General features: G+C 65.8%; 8 protein-coding genes and 1 tRNA gene. 3 read left to right on the top strand and 6 right to left on the bottom strand.

Going from position 1 to position 18785, the window contains the following annotated elements; all coding sequences use genetic code 11:
- Positions 1–75: 75 nt before the first annotated feature.
- On the bottom strand, positions 76–7848 hold the full coding sequence (locus tag AC1ROB_RS07360; protein WP_492971847.1) for a hypothetical protein: 7773 nt from the start codon (positions 7846–7848) through the stop codon (positions 76–78).
- A gap of 187 nt (positions 7849–8035) precedes the next feature.
- Between AC1ROB_RS07360 and AC1ROB_RS07355 the strand changes: the two genes are divergently transcribed.
- From AC1ROB_RS07355 to AC1ROB_RS07345, 3 genes are read left to right on the top strand one after another with little or no spacing between them, the layout of a single operon-like run.
- Positions 8036–9712: a peptidase domain-containing ABC transporter gene (locus tag AC1ROB_RS07355; RefSeq protein ID WP_492971848.1), complete on the top strand. Its 1677-nt coding sequence runs from the start codon at positions 8036–8038 to the stop codon at positions 9710–9712.
- Entirely contained in the window at positions 9709–11907 is a 2199-nt protein-coding gene (locus AC1ROB_RS07350) for a peptidase domain-containing ABC transporter (protein ID WP_492971849.1), read from the top strand. Before AC1ROB_RS07355 ends, AC1ROB_RS07350 begins: the two co-directional genes overlap by 4 nt.
- On the top strand, positions 11904–13265 hold the full coding sequence (locus AC1ROB_RS07345; protein WP_492971850.1) for an HlyD family type I secretion periplasmic adaptor subunit: 1362 nt from the start codon (positions 11904–11906) through the stop codon (positions 13263–13265). Before AC1ROB_RS07350 ends, AC1ROB_RS07345 begins: the two co-directional genes overlap by 4 nt.
- A 78-nt stretch (positions 13266–13343) precedes the next feature.
- Here AC1ROB_RS07345 and AC1ROB_RS07340 read toward each other — a convergent pair.
- From AC1ROB_RS07340 to dxs, 5 genes are all read right to left on the bottom strand, one after another.
- Positions 13344–13417 (bottom strand) — tRNA-Gln (locus AC1ROB_RS07340).
- Between the two features lie 65 nt (positions 13418–13482).
- Positions 13483–14763: a class I SAM-dependent RNA methyltransferase gene (locus AC1ROB_RS07335; protein WP_492971851.1), complete on the bottom strand. Its 1281-nt coding sequence runs from the start codon at positions 14761–14763 to the stop codon at positions 13483–13485.
- Complete coding sequence (locus AC1ROB_RS07330) at positions 14756–15511, bottom strand: TlyA family RNA methyltransferase (RefSeq protein WP_492971852.1); 756 nt, start codon at positions 15509–15511, stop codon at positions 14756–14758. The genes AC1ROB_RS07335 and AC1ROB_RS07330 overlap by 8 nt, the downstream gene beginning before the upstream one ends.
- Positions 15508–16848, bottom strand: coding sequence for an MATE family efflux transporter (locus AC1ROB_RS07325; protein ID WP_492971853.1), 1341 nt, complete (start codon positions 16846–16848; stop codon positions 15508–15510). The genes AC1ROB_RS07330 and AC1ROB_RS07325 overlap by 4 nt, the downstream gene beginning before the upstream one ends.
- Before the next feature lie 14 nt (positions 16849–16862).
- Positions 16863–18782 carry a 1-deoxy-D-xylulose-5-phosphate synthase gene (gene dxs, locus AC1ROB_RS07320; protein ID WP_492971854.1) on the bottom strand — a complete coding sequence of 640 codons (1920 nt, stop codon included), beginning with the start codon at positions 18780–18782 and terminating at the stop codon, positions 16863–16865.
- Between the last annotated feature and the right edge of the window lie 3 nt (positions 18783–18785).

Genomic DNA, 18785 nt, shown 5'->3' with positions numbered 1-18785 from the left:
GTTGCAGGAACCGGCCAAGGAAGCAGAGAAAATCACCCATATTGCCCGGCGCCGCGGACTCAGGTTGTCAGCCCATTACCATTGCAGGCGCTCGACACCCTCGAAGGTCATTTCACTGCCATCGGCCATTGTAACCGTGCCGGAGACATCGGTGCCAAAGGTCAGGGTCCCATGGGCGGCGGCATTGGTAATCAGCGAGCCGTCCGCCAGCGTGACGGTCCAGCCGCCAAAGCCCGGGCCGGCCGAGACGCTGTTGACATAGATCGTATCGGTCCAGCCGCCGCCGACACCGCCGGAAAAATGATCCTGACCCCAGCCGGCCGCGAAATAGGCCGTATCGGCGCCATCGCCGCCATAGATGATGTCGTCGCCGAGGCCACCGGTCAGGGTATCGGTGCCGGCGGCACCGATCAGCGTGTCATTTCCTGCACCGCCGGTCAGCGCGTCGTTGCCGACCGCACCGTCAAGAATATTGTCGCCGGCGTCGCCGGTCAGCGTGTCGTTGCCGCCGCCGCCGGTCAGATTCTCGATACCGGAGAAGGTATCGCCAGCCGCATTGCCGCCCGTGGCCGCGCCGGTCGCAAGATTGATGGTGACCGCCGTATTCGAGCCGGCATAGCTGGCCGTGTCGCTGCCAGCACCGCCAACCAGCACATCCGCGCCACCGCCGCCATTCAGAACATCATCGCCCGCGCCGCCATCCAGACGGTTGGCTGCAGCATCGCCGGTCAGGGTGTCGCTGAAATCCGAGCCGGTCAGGTTTTCGATGGTCGCCAGCGTGTCGCCCTGGGCATCGCCACCGGTGCCTACGCCCGTCGTCAGATTGACGGTAACGCCGGCCGTTGAGCCGGCATAGCTGGCCGTATCCGTGCCGGTACCGCCGATCAACGCATCCGCCCCGGCGCCGCCCGTGAGAATGTCATTGCCGGTGCCGCCATCGAGGCGATTGGCAGCCGCATCACCGGTCAGCGTATCTGCGCTGTTGCTGCCGATCAGGTTCTCGATGCCACTGAGCGTATCGCCGGCCGCATCGCCACCGCTGCCGGTTCCAGCCGCAAGATCGACAGTGACGGCTGTGGACGATGCCGCATAACTGGCCGTATCGACCCCGGCACCGCCGATCAGGATATCGGCGCCGGCGCCGCCAACCAAGGTATCGGCACCAGCGCCGCCATCGAGCGTATTCGCGTTGGCGTCACCGGTCAGGGTATCGGCCAGAGCACTGCCGATCAGGATTTCGATACCGGACAGGGTATCGCCCTGCGCATCGCCGCCGCTGCCGGTGCCTGCTGCAAGGCTAACCGTCACCGCCGCCGTCGAGGCCGCATAGCTGGCCGTATCGGTACCGGTGCCGCCAACCAGCACATCCGCGCCGCCGCCGCCGACCAGCAGATCGTCGCCCGCCCCGCCATCAAGGCGATTGACGGCCGTATTGCCCGTCAGGGTATCGGCATGATCGGAGCCGGTGACATTCTCGATAGTGGCGAGCGTGTCGCCTTCGGCATCGCCGCCGGCTCCCACGCCAGTGAGAAGATTCACGGTGACCGCCGCGGTCGAGCCGGCATAGCTGGCCGTATCGGTGCCGACGCCGCCGATCAGGGTATCGGCACCCACGCCACCGATCAGGGTGTCGTTGCCGCTGCCGCCATCCAGGCTGTTCACCGCATCGTCGCCGGTGAGCGTGTCGTTGCCGCTGCCGCCGACCAGATTCTCGATACCGGTCAGGATATCGCCCGCAGCATCGCCGCTGCTGCCGGTTCCAGCAGCCAGGCTGACGGCAACCGTCGCAGTGGCGCTGGCATAACTGGCAGTATCGTTGCCCGCACCGCCGATCAGGATATCGGCACCGGCGCCGCCCGCCAGCGTATCGTTGCCCGCGCCACCGTCCAGCGTATTGGCGGTCGCGCTGCCGGTCAGGGTGTCGTTGAAATCGGACCCCGTAACATTTTCGATGGTGGCCAGCGTATCGCCGGCCGCATCTCCGCCGGTGCCGGTGCCGGTGGTCAGATTGACCGTCACGGCGGCTGACGAGGCTCTATAGCTGGCCGTATCCGTACCCACACCGCCGATCAGAATATCGGCACCAGCGCCACCCGTCAGGGTGTCGTCGCCGGCGCCACCATCCAACTGGTTCACACCGCTGTTGCCCGTCAGGGTATCCACGTAAGCGCTGCCCGTGACATTCTCGATCGTTGACAGCGTATCGCCTTCGGCATCGCCGCCCGTCCCGGTGCCTGCCGCCAGATCAACTGTCACGGCATCCGCAGAGGCCGCATAGCTGGCGGTATCGGTGCCGACACCGCCGATCAGGGTATCCGCGCCCAAACCGCCCGCTAGCGTGTCATTGCCGCTGCCGCCATCGATGACATTGTCGCTGGCATTACCGGTCAGGGTATCGGCACCGCTGCCGCCAATCAGATTCTCGATACCCGTCAGCGTGTCGCCAGCCGCATCGCCGGCCGTGCCGCTTCCGGTCGCCAGGCTGGCCGCAACAGTGGCCGTTGCACTGGCATAGCTGGCGGTATCGCTACCCGCGCCGCCAATCAAAATGTCGGCGCCGGCGCCGCCGGACAGCAGATCGTCACCTGCTCCGCCATCCAGCGTATTGGCGGTGGCGCCACCGGTCAGCGTGTCATTGAAATCGGAACCGGTCACATTCTCGATGGTGGCCAGGGTATCGCCCTGGGCATCGCCGCCCAGGCCGGTGCCGGTCGTCAGGTTGACCGTCACGGCGGCCGACGAGGCCACATAGCTGGCAGTATCCGTACCGGTACCGCCGATCAGAGTATCCGCCCCGCCGCCGCCAGCGAGCATGTCGTCGCCCGCGCCGCCATCCAGCTGGTTCGCACCACTGCTGCCAGTCAGCGTATCGGCGTAAGCACTGCCCATCAGATTTTCGACGGTGGCGAGCGTGTCGCCCTGCGCATCGCCGCCCAGGCCGGTGCCAGCTTCAAGGTCGACCGTGACAGCTGTCGCCGAAGCCGCATAACTGGCCGTATCAGTGCCGGCGCCGCCGATCAGGGTGTCGCTGCCGGCGCCGCCAGCCAATGTGTCGTTGCCGGCACCGCCATCGAGAATATTGGCGCCACTATCGCCGGTCAGAGCATCAGCACCGCCACCGCCGGTCAGATTCTCGATCCCGGAGAAGGTATCGCCGGCCGCATCGCCGCCGGTGGCTGCGCCGGTCGCCAGACTGACCGTCACCGCTGTATTCGAACCGGCATAACTGGCCGTGTCGCTGCCGGTACCGCCGACCAGCACATCGGAGCCCGCCGCGCCGATCAGGGTGTCATCGCCGGCACCGCCTTCCAGGCGGTTCGCCGCGGCATCGCCGGTCAGCGTGTCGTCGAAATCGGAGCCGGTCACATTCTCGATCGTGGCCAGCGTATCGCCCTGGGCATCGCCGCCGCTGCCCAGACCAGTGGTCAGATTCACCGTGACAGCCGCGGTAGAGCCCGTGTAGCTGGCCGTATCCGTGCCGGTGCCGCCGATCAGCATGTCGGCGCCGCCACCCCCGGTCAGAATGTCATTGCCGGTGCCGCCATCCAGACGGTTGGCGCCGGCATCGCCGATCAGCGTGTCGGCATTGATGCTGCCGGTGAGATTCTCGATCCCCGCCAGCGTATCACCGGCCGCATCGCCACCCGATCCGGTGCCGGCTGCCAGGTCGACTATCACTGCTGCTGCCGAACCCGCATAGCTGGCCGTATCCGTGCCGGTGCCGCCGATCAGCGTATCGGCGCCGGCCCCGCCGGCCAGCGTATCGTTGCCCGCGCCGCCATCCAGGATATTGGCCGCCGCATCGCCGGTCAGGGTATCGGCCAAGGTACTGCCGATCAGATTCTCGATCCCCGACAGCGTGTCGCTGGCGGCATCGCCGCCCGTGCCCGTGCCGGCAGCCAGGCTGACCGTAACGGCCGCCGTGGACGCCGTATAATCCGCCGTATCGCTGCCGGTCCCGCCGACCAGCGCATCCGCACCCGCGCCGCCGATCAGCATGTCGTCACCTGCACCGCCATCGAGGCGATTGGCAGCGGCATCGCCGGTCAGGGTATCGGCATGATCGGAACCGGTCAGATTCTCGATGGTGGCCAGCGTATCGCCTTCGGCATCGCCGCCAGCGCCAGTGCCGGTCGCGAGATTGACCGTGACACCGGAAGACGAGCCGGCATAGCTGGCCGTATCCGTGCCGGCGCCGCCAATCAGAACGTCTGCGCCGCCCCGGCCGATCAGCGTGTCGTTACCGCTGCCGCCATCCAGGCGATTGACATCCGTATCGCCGCTCAGCGTATCCGCGTTGATGCTGCCGGTCAGATTCTCGATGCTGGTCAATATATCACCGGCGGCATCGCCGCCCGATCCGGTGCCTGCCGCCAGATCCACCGTGACGGCTGTTGCTGAAGCCGCATAACTGGCGGTATCGCTGCCGGCGCCGCCGATCAAGGTATCCGCACCGGCAGCGCCCGTCAGCGTATCGTCGCCGGCGCCACCATCCAGGACATTCGCCGCTGTGCTGCCGGTCAGGCTGTCAGCGTGGTCGGAGCCCGTCACATTCTCGATGGTTGTCAGCGTATCACCGGCGGCATCGCCGCCACTGACGGCGCCGGTTGCCAGATTGACCGTCACCGCCGCTGCCGAACCGGCATAGCTGGCCGTATCCGTGCCGGTGCCACCGATCAGCTGGTCAGCGCCGGTGCCCCCAACAAGAATATCGTCGCCCAGGCCGCCATCGAGCCGGTCATTGCCGGCGCCGCCGGTCAGGGTATTGGCACCGGCATCGCCGGTCAGGGTATCGGCCAGCGCACTGCCGGACAGGTTCTCGATACCGCTCAGAGTGTCACCGGCGGCATCGCCGCCGCTGGCCGCGCCGGTGGAGAGGTTCACCGTGACAGCCGCTGCCGAACCCGCATAGTCGGCCGTGTCGCTGCCGCTGCCGCCGATCAGGGTATCGGCGCCGGCCCCGCCGCTGAGCTTGTCGTCGCCCGCACCGCCATCCAGGCGGTTGGCGCTAGCATCGCCGGTCAGGGCGTCGTCATGATCCGAGCCGGTCAGGTTTTCGATGCCGGTCAGCGTATCGCCCTGGGCGTCGCCGCCGCTGGCGGTGCCGGCCGAAAGATTGACACCGACACCTGCCGACGAACCCACATAGCTGGCTGTATCCGTGCCGCTGCCACCGGTCAGGGTATCGCCACCGGCGCCGCCGGTCAGACTGTCGTCGCCGGCGCCACCATCCAGGATATTCGCGCCCGCATCACCGGTCAGGGTATCGGCCAGGGCACTGCCGGTCAGATTCTCAATACCGCTCAGCGTGTCGCCCGCTGCGTCACCGCCGCTGGCCGCGCCTGTTGAAAGATTCACGCTGATACCGGCCGACGAGCCGGCATAGCTGGCCGTATCCGAACCGTCACCACCGATCAGGACGTCAGCACCTGCACCGCCACTCAGACTGTCGTCGCCGGCGCCGCCATCAAGGATATTCGCAGCCGTATCGCCGGTCAGGGCATCGGCATGACCGGAGCCCGTCAGATTCTCGATGCCGCTCAGCGTATCGCCGGTGGCATCACCGCCGCTGGCCGCACCCGTTGCAAGATTGACCGCAACGCCAGAAACAGAACCCGCATAGCTGACTGTGTCTGTGCCGCTGCCACCGGCCAGCGTATCCGCACCGGCACCGCCGGTCAGGACATCATTGCCTGAACCGCCAGCCAGCGTGTTCGCACCGGCATCGCCCGTCAGCGTGTCATCGAAGGCGGAACCGGTCAGATTCTCGATATTGCTCAGCGTATCGCTCGCTGCGTCGCCACCATCAGCCGTACCGGCAGCCAGATTGATCAAAACGCCCGCAGCAGAACCGGCATAGCTGGCCGTATCGGCCCCAATACCACCGATCAGTGTATCCGCACCGGCACCGCCGGTCAGAACATCGTCCCCTGCACCGCCATCAAGGCGGTTGGCGCCGGAATCGCCGGTCAGGGTATCTGCCAGTGCACTGCCGGACAGGTTCTCAATACCGGTCAGGGTGTCGCCAGCGGCATCGCCGCCGCTGGCGGTGCCGGTGGAAAGGTTGACCGCGACAGCCGCCGAGGATGCGGCGTAGTCGGCCGTATCGCTGCCGCTGCCACCGATCAGGGTATCCGCACCGGCTCCACCGCTGAGCCTGTCGTCACCTACTCCGCCATCCAGACGGTTGGCACCGGCATCGCCTGTCAGAAGATCGTCATGGTCCGTGCCGGTCAGGTTTTCGATGCCGGTCAGCGTGTCGCCCTGGGCGTCGCCGCCGCTGGCTGCCCCTGTGGCGAGGTTGACCGAAATGCCCGCAGCAGAACCGGCATAACTGGCCGTATCCACGCCGCTGCCACCGGTCAGGGTATCGCCACCGGTGCCGCCGGTCAGACTGTCGTCGCCAGCGCCGCCATCCAGGGTGTTCGCGCCCGAATCGCCAGTCAGCGTATCGGCAAGACCGCTGCCAGTCAGATTCTCGATGCCGCTCAAGGTGTCGCCAGCCGCATCGCCGCCGCTGGCCGCACCGGTCGAAAGATTGACCGAAACGCCAGACGCCGAACCGGCATAGCTCGCAGCATCTGTGCCGGCGCCACCGATCAGCGCGTCAGCACCTGCGCCGCCAACCAGCGTATCGTCGCCAGCGCCGCCGTCCAGGATATTCGCCGCACTGTCGCCGGTCAGCGTATCGGCGAAACCCGAGCCGACAACAGTTTCGATGCCGGACAAGACATCGCCCTGCGCATCACCGCCGCTGCCGGTTCCGGTTGCCAGATTGACAGCCACCGCCGCAGCAGAGCCTGCATAATCAGCTGTGTCCGAGCCTGTGCCACCGGCCAGCGTATCCGCACCGGCGCCGCCGACCAGCGTATCGTTGCCGGCACCGCCATCCAGGATATTCGCCGCACTGTCGCCCCTCAGGCTGTCGGCATAGGCCGAGCCCGTCAGGTTCTCGATACTGATATAGGTGTCGCCGGCGGCATCACCGGCGCTGCCGCCCTGGGCAAGGTCGGCTGTCACGGCTGCCGTGGCAGCGGCATAACTGACCGTGTCGCTGCCGGCATCGCCCGAGAACACTTCCGCTGCCGGCGTCGCCGCAAACAGGTCATTGCCCGAGGTGCCCAGGTGCAGCGGCTGCGATGGCTCCACCGCGCTCACACTGTCTTCAGGCAACGGCTCCGGCGGCGTCAATGCCCCTTCGCTCTCTTCAAGAGCCGGTGCCTCCGCCGCGGTATTCAGAATCCCGGCCTGTTCGGCGCGCGCTTCGGCTTCCGCCGGTGGCGACCGGCCCATATTCGACTGCTCGGCCGCGCGATCCGCAGCAATGGCGGCAGCCGTCTCGGCCGCAGCCTGCTCGACGGCCGTGAGCGAAGCCGTTTCGGTCGGGCTGACATCCCGCGCGGCAACATCGGGGGGCGCAGCCTGCTGTTGTTCGGCGCCAGCAGCGACAGCCGTTGCCGGTGCGGGTGCAGATGCCGGCGCGCGGGCACCGCCGACCTGCCGGCCGGAATCCAGCAAAGCCGATTGCACCCCGCCATTGGCAAGTTCGTTCGGACGGAGATCGTCCGATGCCCGATCGGTCTGGAAAATATCCTGGACGTTCGCGCCCAATGCGGCGACGCGAATCTCACCGCCGGCGATCGTCGTCTGATCCGGCTGGAAGCTGCGCTCGTCACCGATCACCGTGCCATAATGCACAGCACCGAGTGTCGGGCCGCTGTCGCTGCCATTGCCGGCATCACCGGGCGCCGAGAGCGTGCCGGCCTCGCCCGCCAGCCCTCGTGGCGCTTTGGCGTCTTTGGGCAGGGCATTGAGCTCGTCGCTAAGGATGTCTGATTTAACGGTCATTCTGCATCCTAGCTGCGCGAAGGTAACCAATAGTTAATTCTTCGCCGGGCTCTTAGACTGTCATTATACGTCGCGCATTCGGCGTATGATTGATGCCAAGCAGATCGTGTACAAAAATAATATCGATCCTTGCTGCTGCATCACTAAGGTCGTCCACTGACGAAAGATGATGGGGGAATCTGCAAAAGTGCGCAGCCGCATAGACACTAGTCTGCTTTACAATCCCACACTGGTCATCTGCTCGATCGTTCTCAACCTCCTGACGGTGGCGCTGCCGATTTTTACACTTCAGGTGTACGACCGGGTGATCCCGAATGCCGCCACCGATACGCTCCTGCTACTGACGATTTTGCTGTTTACCATCCTGTTCGGCGAAGCGGCTTTGCGCGGCATGCGCAGCGCACTGGCCGGCTGGGCCGGCGCCCGCTTTGAACATAACGCCGGCTGTTCCGGCATTGCGCAGCTGCTTGGCGCCGATCTGCAGGCCGCCGAGGCCGATACCCTCGGCACCCACCTTGAACGCCTGGGCGCCATAGACCGCCTGCGCGAATTCTATGCCAACCAGGGCGCCATCATCGTCATCGACCTGCCCTTCGCCCTGCTGTTCGCAGCCATCATCTGGATGGTTGGCGGGCCGCTGGCCTGGGTGACGGTGGCTGTCTTCCTCGCCTTTGCCGTGTCAGCTGCTGTCATCGGCAATGCCTTGCGCAATGCGGTCGACGCCCGCACCGATTCCGACAAACGCCGCACCAGCTTCATGATCGAGGTTCTGTCCGGCATCACCACCATCAAGGCCATGACGATGGAGCGGCTGATGATGCGCCGCTACGAGCGCCTGATGGACAATGCCTCCGGTGCAGCACATCACGTCACCTACCTCTCGGCGCTGTCGCAGGCACTCGGCACGTTCTTTTCCAACCTGGCCACCGTTGCCGTGCTGACCTATGGCGCACTGCTGGTACTCGATCATCAGATGACCATCGGTCAGCTCGCCTGCTGCTCCCTGCTGGCTGGACGCGTCATGCAGCCGCTGCTGCGTGCCATGGGCATCTGGAGCAACTTCCAGACCATCCGTCTGGCTGAGAAGCAGCTCGACCGCCTCTACCGGCTGCCGCAGGAACCCGGCGGTTTGCGCGGCGCGGCGGAACCAATCGTCCATGCCGGCAGTATCGAATTCCGTGCGGTAAACTTCAAGGATAGCAGCGGCCGGCCCGTGCTGGATAACGCGAACCTGTTAATCCGCGCCGGCGAAACCGTGGCCATCGTTGCGGCCGATGGTGGCGCACGCTCTGCCGTGCTGTCCCTGATGGGAGGACTGTTGCGGCCGACCGGAGGACAGATTCTGTTTGACGATACGCCGCTGCTGCCGACAGCCCCGCGGCCGGGCCCGAAAGAGATCGGCCTGCTGCCGCGTCATGCCACGGTGTTCCAGGGCAGCCTGATTGACAACCTGACCATGTTCCGCCGCGGTCAGACCGTCGATATCGCCCTGCAGCTCGCCGAACGGCTGGGCCTGGACCGCTATATCGCCTCACTGGCCAACGGCTACGACACCACGATCAGCGGTGGCCAGACCGAAACTCTGCCCGGCGGCGTGCGGCAACGCATCGCCATCATCCGAGGCCTGGTCGACCAGCCCCGCATCGTATTATTCGATGAAAGCAATAATGGCCTCGACCGCAATTCCAACGAGCGCCTGCTGCAACTGCTGGCCGATATGAAGGGCAAGGTCACCATCGTTCTGATCAGTTACCAGCCTTCCGTACTGCGCCTGGCCGACCGCATGTTCGAACTGCGCGAGGGCGCTTTCATGGAACGCCCCACTCTCGGGCCCGCGATCGTGCCAACGGGGGTACCGTCGTGAACGACGTCAGCAATCCGCCGCCGCCGTCGGATCCGGCATCGAACCGCCTGCAGGTGGTGCGATCCGAACCCCTGGCGGAAGCTCTGCGTCAGGGCCGTATCGGCGCCTTCCAGGCTGTATCGCCCTATGCAGCCTGTCTCATGCCATTGCTGACGGCACTGGGCTGGCAGGGCGATCCGCGTCATATCGTCGAGGCGCTGCCGCATTTTGCTGCCGATCTGGACCTCGACGGCCTACGCAATGTCCTGATCGAACTTTCCTACGTGACCAAGCCGCAGGAAAAACGCATCGACCAGCTCGATCCCCGCCTGCTGCCCTGCCTGCATGTCGACAACACCGGCATCCCGCGTGTGGTGATCGAACGGCATGGCGATGACCTGCGCGTGTTCGATGGCCAGCGCCGCGAGGAAATAACCGCATCCCGCCTGTCGATTGCGGGCACCGCCTATTTCATCGAACTGGCGGAAACGACGCAGGATGACAAAAATTCACGCCCGCTGTTCCTGAATATGATCGCCCGGCGCTTTCAGGGCATTGCCATGCAGCTCGGCCTGATCACGCTGTTCGGCAACATCCTGGCGCTCGGATTCCCGCTTTTCGCCCTCATGATCTATGACACGGTCATCGCCGCCGATGCGCGCGAACTCGTCGTGTATCTGCTCGCTGGCATCGGCATGACCTTCCTGTTCGATTTCGTGCTGCGCATGCTGCGCGGGCGGCTGCTGGCCTATATGGGTGCCCGTATCGAACGGCTGGTTGCCATCTCGGTGCTGAAGCATCTTTTGCGCCTGCCGGTCGGATTCATGGAAGCCGCGCCAATCGGCACGCAGCTCGCACGCCTGAAGGAATTTGAATCGGTGCGCGAGTTCTTCACCGGCCCCCTGGCCGGCGTGGCACTGGACCTGCCTTTCCTGTTCGTTTTCCTGATCGTCATCGCCTGGCTCGGCGGCCCGCTCGTGCTGGTGCCGCTGCTGCTGGGCCTGATCGTCCTGGCCATCGGCCTTCCCTCCCAGGCCATGCATCGCAGCACGGTGAAGCGTGCAGCGGGCAGCATCGCGACCCGCCACGACCTGACCGTCGAGATCGTGTCGAACCTGCGCGCCATCAAACAGTCCGGCAGCGGCGATATCTGGCTTGAACGCTACCGCGCCGCATCGGCCGCCGCCGTTCTCGATGGCCGCAAGATGCAGGTGGCATCCGGTTTTCTGAATACCCTGTCGCAGATGCTGATGATGCTGACCGGCGCCATCGTTCTGACCTGGGGCGCCATGCGCATTATCGGCGGCGCCATGACCGTCGGCGAACTGGTCGCCACCATGGCCCTGTCCTGGCGGGTGCTGTCGCCGCTGCAGCTTGGCATGGTGGCACTGACACGGCTGGAGCAGATACGCCATGGCATCCGGCAGATTGATACCCTGCTGCAGCTGCGTCCCGAACTGACGGACCGCACCGCACCGGCCGTCGTGCAGCGAGTCTTTCGTGGCGCCATCACGCTCAACCGGGTCTCGCTGCGCTATCGCCCTGATGCCGAGCCTGCCCTGCTTGGTGTCGATCTGGCGCTCCGGCCCGGCGAACTGATCGGCATCACCGGCCATTCCGGCTCCGGGAAGTCGACGATCCTCAAGGTGATGGCCGGCCTCTATCAGGCACAGGCCGGCGCTGTATTGCTGGACGGCCTGGACATCCGGCAGATGACGCCACATGAACTGCGCAGCGCCGTTACCTATGCCCCGCAGAACCGTCATCTGTTTCATGGCACGATCGCGCAGAACCTGCGGCTGGCCGCACCCACGGCCAATGATGACGATCTGAAATCGGCTCTGGCCGAGGCTGGCGCGCTGGACGAAGTTCTCGCATTGCCGGACGGACTGCATTCCGGCCTCGGCGATCATGCCGACGCCCGCCTGCTGTCCGTCGGCCTGCTGCAGCGGATCGCGTTGGCGCGCATTTACCTGCGCCCTGCCGCCGTGCTGCTGCTGGATGAACCCGGGCAGTGGCTGGATGAACCCGGCGATGCCGCCCTGATCCAGTCGCTGCGCGCCCGCCGCGGCCAGCAGACCATTGCCATCGTCACCCACAGGCCAAGCCACCTGGCGATCTGCGACCGCGTCGTCCTGATGGAAAATGGTCGCATCGTCGAAACCCGTATCGCCGGACAGGGACAAACAATGCGTAGTCACGGAGTCGCACCATGAGCGAGACTGCAACCGGCCCGCAGGGCTTTGGCGGCAAACTGCCGGCCTTGCGCGCCGATCCTGCCCGCATTCGCTACCTGACTCTGGCAATACAGCTTGAAGAAGGCAGGCCGCCGCGCCTGATGCAGGCTTCGGTCTGGATTGCCGCGGCCATCGTGGCCACGGCCGTCGGCTGGGCCGCCGTGACCAAGGTTGCGCAGGTGGCCCGGGCACCGGGCGAAATTGTCCCCAATGGCAACCTGCAGGCCATGCAGCATCTGGAAGGCGGCATCGTCCGCGAGGTGCTGGTCAGCGAGGGCGATCTGGTCGAGGAAGGCCAGGTTCTGATCCGCCTGGACCATACCGGCGTTCTGGCCGAGCTGGAGCAACTGCGCACGCGGGAACGCGCCCTGCGCCTGCAGGCCGAGCGCCTGCGCGCCTTTGCCGATGGCCGCACCGCTGTTCTCGACGACTCTCTCGAACAGGGCCTGTCCTCCGATCAGGCCGCTATCCTGCGCAGCCAGGAGAAATCCCGTGCCAGCCAGCGCATCGTGCTGGAGCGCCAGCTGGCCGGGCGCCGCGCCGATCTTGATGCCCTGGTCGGCCAGCAGAGAACCCTGCAGCGCCAGACCGCGATCACGGGCGAGGCGCTGGAAATGCGCAAGACCCTGAACAGCCAGGGTTTGAATTCGCGCCTGACTTACCTCGATGTGCAGCGTGAGATGAACCGCGTGCAGGGCGAACTGACCACCGTAACGGTGAATATCGGGCGGGCGCGCGAGGCGGTTGCCGAGGCCGAACAGCGGCTGGTCGAGCTGGAGTCACGTCTGGCCGTCGATGCCATGCGCGAGCTGGGCACCGTGACCGGCGAGTTGCGGCAGGTGGAAGAGGCGCGCGTCAAGCTGGAAGACCGTGTCGCCCGCACCACCGTCACCGCGGCCGTGCGGGGCGTGATCAAGGACCTGAAGGCGCGCACCGCCGGTGGCGTGATCGCGCCGGGCGGCAGCATTGCCGAAATCGTGCCGCTCGGCCGCGAACTGATCGTGGAAGCGCGGGCGCAACCAGCCGATATCGGTCAGCTACGGCTGAACCAGCCCGCGGCCGTGAAAGTCTCCACCTATGATTTTGCGCAATTCGGCAGCGTGCCGGGGCATGTGACCCATATCTCGCCCTCCACCTTCCGCGATCCGCTGGGCGTGCCCTATTACAAACTGCTGGTGCAGCTCGACAAGGATCATGTGGGCGACGACCCCAAACGCAATCCGGTGCTGCCGGGCATGATCGTTCTGGTCGACATCAAGACCGACGAACGCAGCGTGCTGCGCTTCCTGCTCAATCCGGTCTATCGCGCACTCGACGCGGCGTTCCAGGAGCGCTGACGCGCGACCGGAATCGCGCCGCCCGGTGTTGCGGGCGATTGAGAAAGCGGTGAATTGGCAGCGGATTCCGGGAAGGAATGGCTGGGGGACTAGGATTCGAACCTAGACAACCAGAGTCAGAGTCTGGGGTCCTACCGTTAGACGATCCCCCAGCAGGGATCGGGGCCGGGATATAGCCCGTCTAAGGGGGCTTTGCAACCCCCCCTGTCAGCGCAGGCTAGCGTTTGAAAAGACTGACGATTTCCAGATGCGGCGACCACCGGAACTGGTCGATCGGCACCGCCCGCTCCAGGACATAGCCGGCATCGGCCAGAACCCGGGCGTCGCGGGCAAAGCTGGAGGGATCGCAAGAGGCCATCACGATCAGGCCCGGCGCCTCGCCGACCTTCGCGGCCTCGGCGATCTGCTGCACCTGCGCCTTGGCGCCGGCGCGCGGCGGATCGATCACCACGGCATCGAGCTTCTTCAGCTCCGCCCGACCGAGCGGCTGGCGCTCCAGATCGCGCGCCGTGGCGGTCAGCTTGCCGGCAAAACCCTTGGCGCCGGCCGTGAGCGCGGCAATCGCCGGCTTGTCGGCATCCACCGCCCAGACGGTCCTGCCGCTGGCCACCAGACGCAGGGCAAAGACGCCGCAGCCCGAGAAAAGATCGGCGACGCGTTTGGCATCCTTCACGGCATCGACGGCGAAATCCGCCATAACCTGTTCGGCTTCGGCGGTGGCCTGCAGGAAGCCGCCCGGCGCCAGCGTCACGGCATGGGCACCGAAGGACACGCGCGGCGCCTGTTCGCCCTGATACAGCATCTCGGGCTCGGCGCGCATGTCGAAGCGGAAACTGAGGCGCGCGAGGCCAAGCTGCTTGGCCGTCTTGCTCAGTTCGATCCGCTCCTGCACCCGCATCTTCAGTTTGCCGGTGATCAGCACATCGAGGCCGGTTTCGGTCTCGGTGACCTTCAGGTCGACGGCCCAACCATCGCCCAGCACCGGCAACATCATGGCGCGCAGGCCGGGCAAAGCGGCAACCAGACCGGGCCGCAGCACCAGGCAGGTCTGCAGGTCGACAATCTTGCGCGTCTGCGCCTCGTGGAACCCGGCCAGCACCTTGTCCTTCACGCGGCGGACAATGAACTCGGCGCGCCGGCGCGAACCATCCGGCACGGCGACCAGATCCTCCACCAGCGGGGCCTCGAAGTCACGCCGTTTGAGCGCCGCCACCAGCTTGTCGCGCTTCCAGGCCCGGTAAGGAGCATCGGCCCAGTGCTGCAGCGCGCAGCCGCCGCAGGCGCCAAAATGCGGACAGGGTGGCTCGACGCGATCGGGTCCTGCTTCCTCCAGCACGCTGATTGCGGCGGCGAAACCGTCGCCGCGCTCTTCGCCGGATTTGGCGGCCACGCGGTCGCCCGGCACGGTGAAGGGGATGTAATACCGCGCATCATCCTTGCTCAGCACGCCATGGCCCTGCCCGCCCATGCGTTCGATCACACCCTCGACATCACGCATGGATTGCACCTTTTCTGGCAGCGATCAGGAATTCACGATTGCCTTCTGGCCCCAGGATCGGACTGGGCTCGATACCGGCCACGGTCCAGCCGGGCAAACCGCTCCACCATTCACGGATCGTGTTGCAGACTTCCTCATGCAGCGCGGGATCGCGCACCACACCGCCCTTGCCGACGCGTTCGCGGCCGACCTCGAACTGCGGCTTGATCAAAGCCACGGCCCAGGCATCTGCGGCAGCCAAAGCCAGCGCCGCCGGCAGCACGGTCTCCAGGCCGATGAAGCTGGCATCGCAGACCACACAGGAAATTGGATCCGGGATCAGCTCGGCCGTCAGATGGCGCGCATTGGTCTTTTCCATCACCACGACGCGGCTATCATTGCGCAAGCGCCAGTCGAGCTGGCCCTCGCCCACATCGACAGCGAAGACTTTCGCGGCATTATGATGCAACAGCACATCCGTGAAGCCACCGGTGGACGAACCGACATCGATGGCAGTGCGGCCTGCAGCATCCAACGAAAAATGATCGATGGCATGCGCGAGCTTGACGCCGCCGCGACTCACCCAGGGATGCGGCTTGCCGCGTACCTCCAGCGGCACATCGGCCGCCAGCGTCACGCCCGGCTTGTCGAGGCGCTTTTCCCCCGAGAACACCAGACCGGCCATGATGGCGGCCTGCGCCCTGGTCCGGCTTTCCGCCAGACCGCGCTCCACCAGCAGCTGATCGAGGCGCTGTTTCGGGGCTTTCATCGCTGCAGACTATGGCTGCGGGCGGCGAAACGCCAGACCAGCAGTACGGCCACCACGGTCAGGCCAACCACCAGCCCAATCCAGACGCCGGTGCCGCGCAGGGGCGTGTAGAAACCGAACCAGACGGCGACCGGGAAACCGATCAGCCAGTAGCCGACGATGGTGATCACCATCGGTGTCGCCGTGTCCTTCAGGCCGCGCAGGGCACCATTGGCCACCGCCTGCGCCCCGTCGACCAGCTGGAACAGCGCCGCAATGCCGAGATAGATCACCGCAAGATCGAAGACCGCCGAGCTGCGGTCGGGGAAATACAAACCGACCAGCGGCGCGGCAGCAAAGCCGAAAACCAGTGCCGTCAGGCCCATGAAACCAATGCCCATCGCGATGGCAATCCAGCCGGCCCGGCGCAAACCGCCGGCATCGCCGGCGCCGGCCGCCAGGCCGACACGCACGGTGGCAGCCTGGCCCAGGCCCATCGGCACCATGAAGGCAAACGAGGCCCATTGCAGCGCGATCTGATGCGCCGCCACTTCCGCCGCGCCCAGACGACCCATCAGCAGGGCGGCGGCCGAAAACAGCCCGACCTCGGCGCCCAGCGCCATGGCGATCGGCAGGCCGACGCGCAGATAGGCGCGCATGCGGTCTGGCGTGGTACGCCACCAGCCGCGCGACAGTTTATAGAGGCTGAACTGCGGATCGCGGGCGATATACCAGCCCAGCCCGATGAAGGTGGCGATATTCACCAGGCTGGAGCCAAGGCCGGCGCCGATCACGCCCAGCGACGGCACGATCCAGAAGCCGAAGATCAGCACGTAATTGACGATGGCATTCAGCACCAGGGCCAGCACCATGAACACCATGGCCGGCCGCGGCCGTTCCAGCGCGGCCACAAAGCCGCGCAGCACCATGAACCAGACCGAGGCGATGAACACGCCGCTCAGCGCCTGCAGGAAGGGCACGGCCAGGGTGATCAGTTCGGCCGGCTGGCCGATCAGCACCAGGAAGGGCTCGCTGAGCCACAGCAGCGCCGTGCAGACCACGCCATAGACGCCGGTGGCAATCAGGCCGTCATGCACGGCATGGCGCACACCCGCACGATCGTTGGGATCATGACCCAGCGCCTGTGCCGCCACCGCCGGTGTGGCCATGGCCAGGCCCAGGCCGATAATCCAGAAGAAGGTGAAGATGGCGACGCCCAAAGCCGCCGCGCCCAACGCCAGTTCGCTGAAATGCGACAGCAGCCACACATCGGTGGCGTGGATGGACATCTGGGCGAGCTGGGTGCCGACAATCGGCAGCGCCAGCGTGAGCGTGGCCCGCGCTTCCTTGAGGATCATGATGAATTGTCCTGTTAGGCGCGGGCCGGAATCTCGCTGGCGCGACCGAGCGCCATGAGAGCGGTGGCGACGATCTGCGGCGCATTCAGCCCCGCCTCGTCATACTGCTTCATCGGGTTGTCGTGGTCGATGAAGCGGTCGGGCAGCACCAGCGGCCGGATCTTCAGGCCATGATCCAGCAGTCCGTCATGGCTGAGGAACTGCAGCACATGGCTGCCGAAGCCGCCAACCGAGCCTTCTTCCAGGGTGATCAGCACTTCGTGGTTGCGCGCCAGCTGGCGCACCAGATCAGTATCCAGCGGTTTACAGAAGCGCGCATCGGCCACCGTGGTCGACAGGCCGCGGGCGCCGAGATCGTCGGCGGCCTTCAGCGCTTCAGCCAGGCGCGTGCCGAACGAAAGAATGGCGATCTTGCTGCCTTCGCGGATGACGCGGCCCTTGCCGATCGGCAGCACCGAACCATGCTCGGGCAGCAGCAGGCCGGTGCCTTCGCCGCGCGGATAGCGGAAGGCCGACGGCCGATCATCGATGGCGGCCGCGGTGGCGACCATATGCATGAGTTCGGCCTCATCGGCCGCCGCCATCACCACCATATCGGGCAGGCAGGCGAGATAGGCGATATCGAAACTGCCGGCATGGGTCGCGCCGTCGGCGCCGACCAGGCCGGCACGGTCGATGGCGAAACGCACCGGCAGCCGCTGGATCGCCACATCATGTACCACCTGGTCATAGGCGCGCTGCAGGAAGGTGGAATAGATCGCGACAAAGGGTTTGAAGCCTTCGGTGGCCAGGCCGGCGGCAAAGGTCACCGCATGCTGCTCGGCTATGCCGACATCGAAGCAGCGGTTCGGGAAGCGCTTGGCAAACACATCGAGGCCGGTGCCTGACGGCATGGCGGCGGTGACGGCCACGATCTTGTCGTCGCGTGCGGCTTCCGCGACCAGGCTGTCGGCAAAGACGCGGGTATAGCTCGGCGGACCGGCCTTGGGCTTGGCCTGGGTGCCAGTGACGACATCGAATTTCGACACGCCGTGATACTTGTCGTCGGCGGCCTCGGCCGGGCCATAGCCCTTGCCCTTCTGCGTCACCACATGGATCAGCACCGGGCCGGTCTTGTCGGTGTCGCGGATATTCTTGAGCACCGGCACCAGATGATCGAGGTTATGGCCGTCGATCGGGCCGACGTAATAAAAGCCCAGCTCCTCGAACAGCGTGCCGCCGGCCATCATGCCGCGGGCGTATTCCTCGGCCTTCTCGGCCATCGAGGTCAGGCCCTTGGGCAGAATCTTTTCGCCGATCTGCTTAGCCACCTGGCGCAGGCCGAGATAGGAGCGCGACGACATCAGGCGCGACAGATAGGCGCTCATGGCGCCGACCGGCGGCGCAATCGACATGTCGTTGTCGTTGAGGATGACGATCAGGCGGCTGTCCATCGAGCCGGCGTTGTTCATCGCCTCATAGGCCATGCCGGCCGACATGGCGCCGTCGCCGATCACGCAGATGACATTGCTGCGCTCGCCCTTGAAGTCGCGCGCCACCGCCATGCCGAGACCGGCCGAGATCGAGGTGGAGGAATGCGCGGCGCCGAAGGGATCGTATTCGCTTTCCGAACGGCGGGTGAAACCCGACAGGCCGCCGGGCTGGCGCAGGGTCCGGATGCGGTCGCGGCGGCCGGTGAGAATCTTGTGCGGATAGGCCTGGTGGCCGACATCCCAGATCAGGCGGTCGGCCGGCGTATCGAAGACATGATGCACGGCAACGGTGAGTTCCACCACGCCAAGGCCGGCGCCCAGATGGCCGCCGGTGACCGAGACAGCATCGATCATCTCGCGCCGGACTTCGTCCGCGAGCTGCTTGAGCTGGTCGAGATCGAACTGCCGGGTATCGGCCGGGCTATGGACGGTATCCAGCAGGGGCGTGCGGTTGCTGATCATCTT

The organism is Ferrovibrio sp. GW821-FHT12F09, from assembly GCF_058806775.1.
Note: the sequence above shows the minus strand (reverse complement) of the source record. Positions and strands in the feature narration are given on the sequence as shown.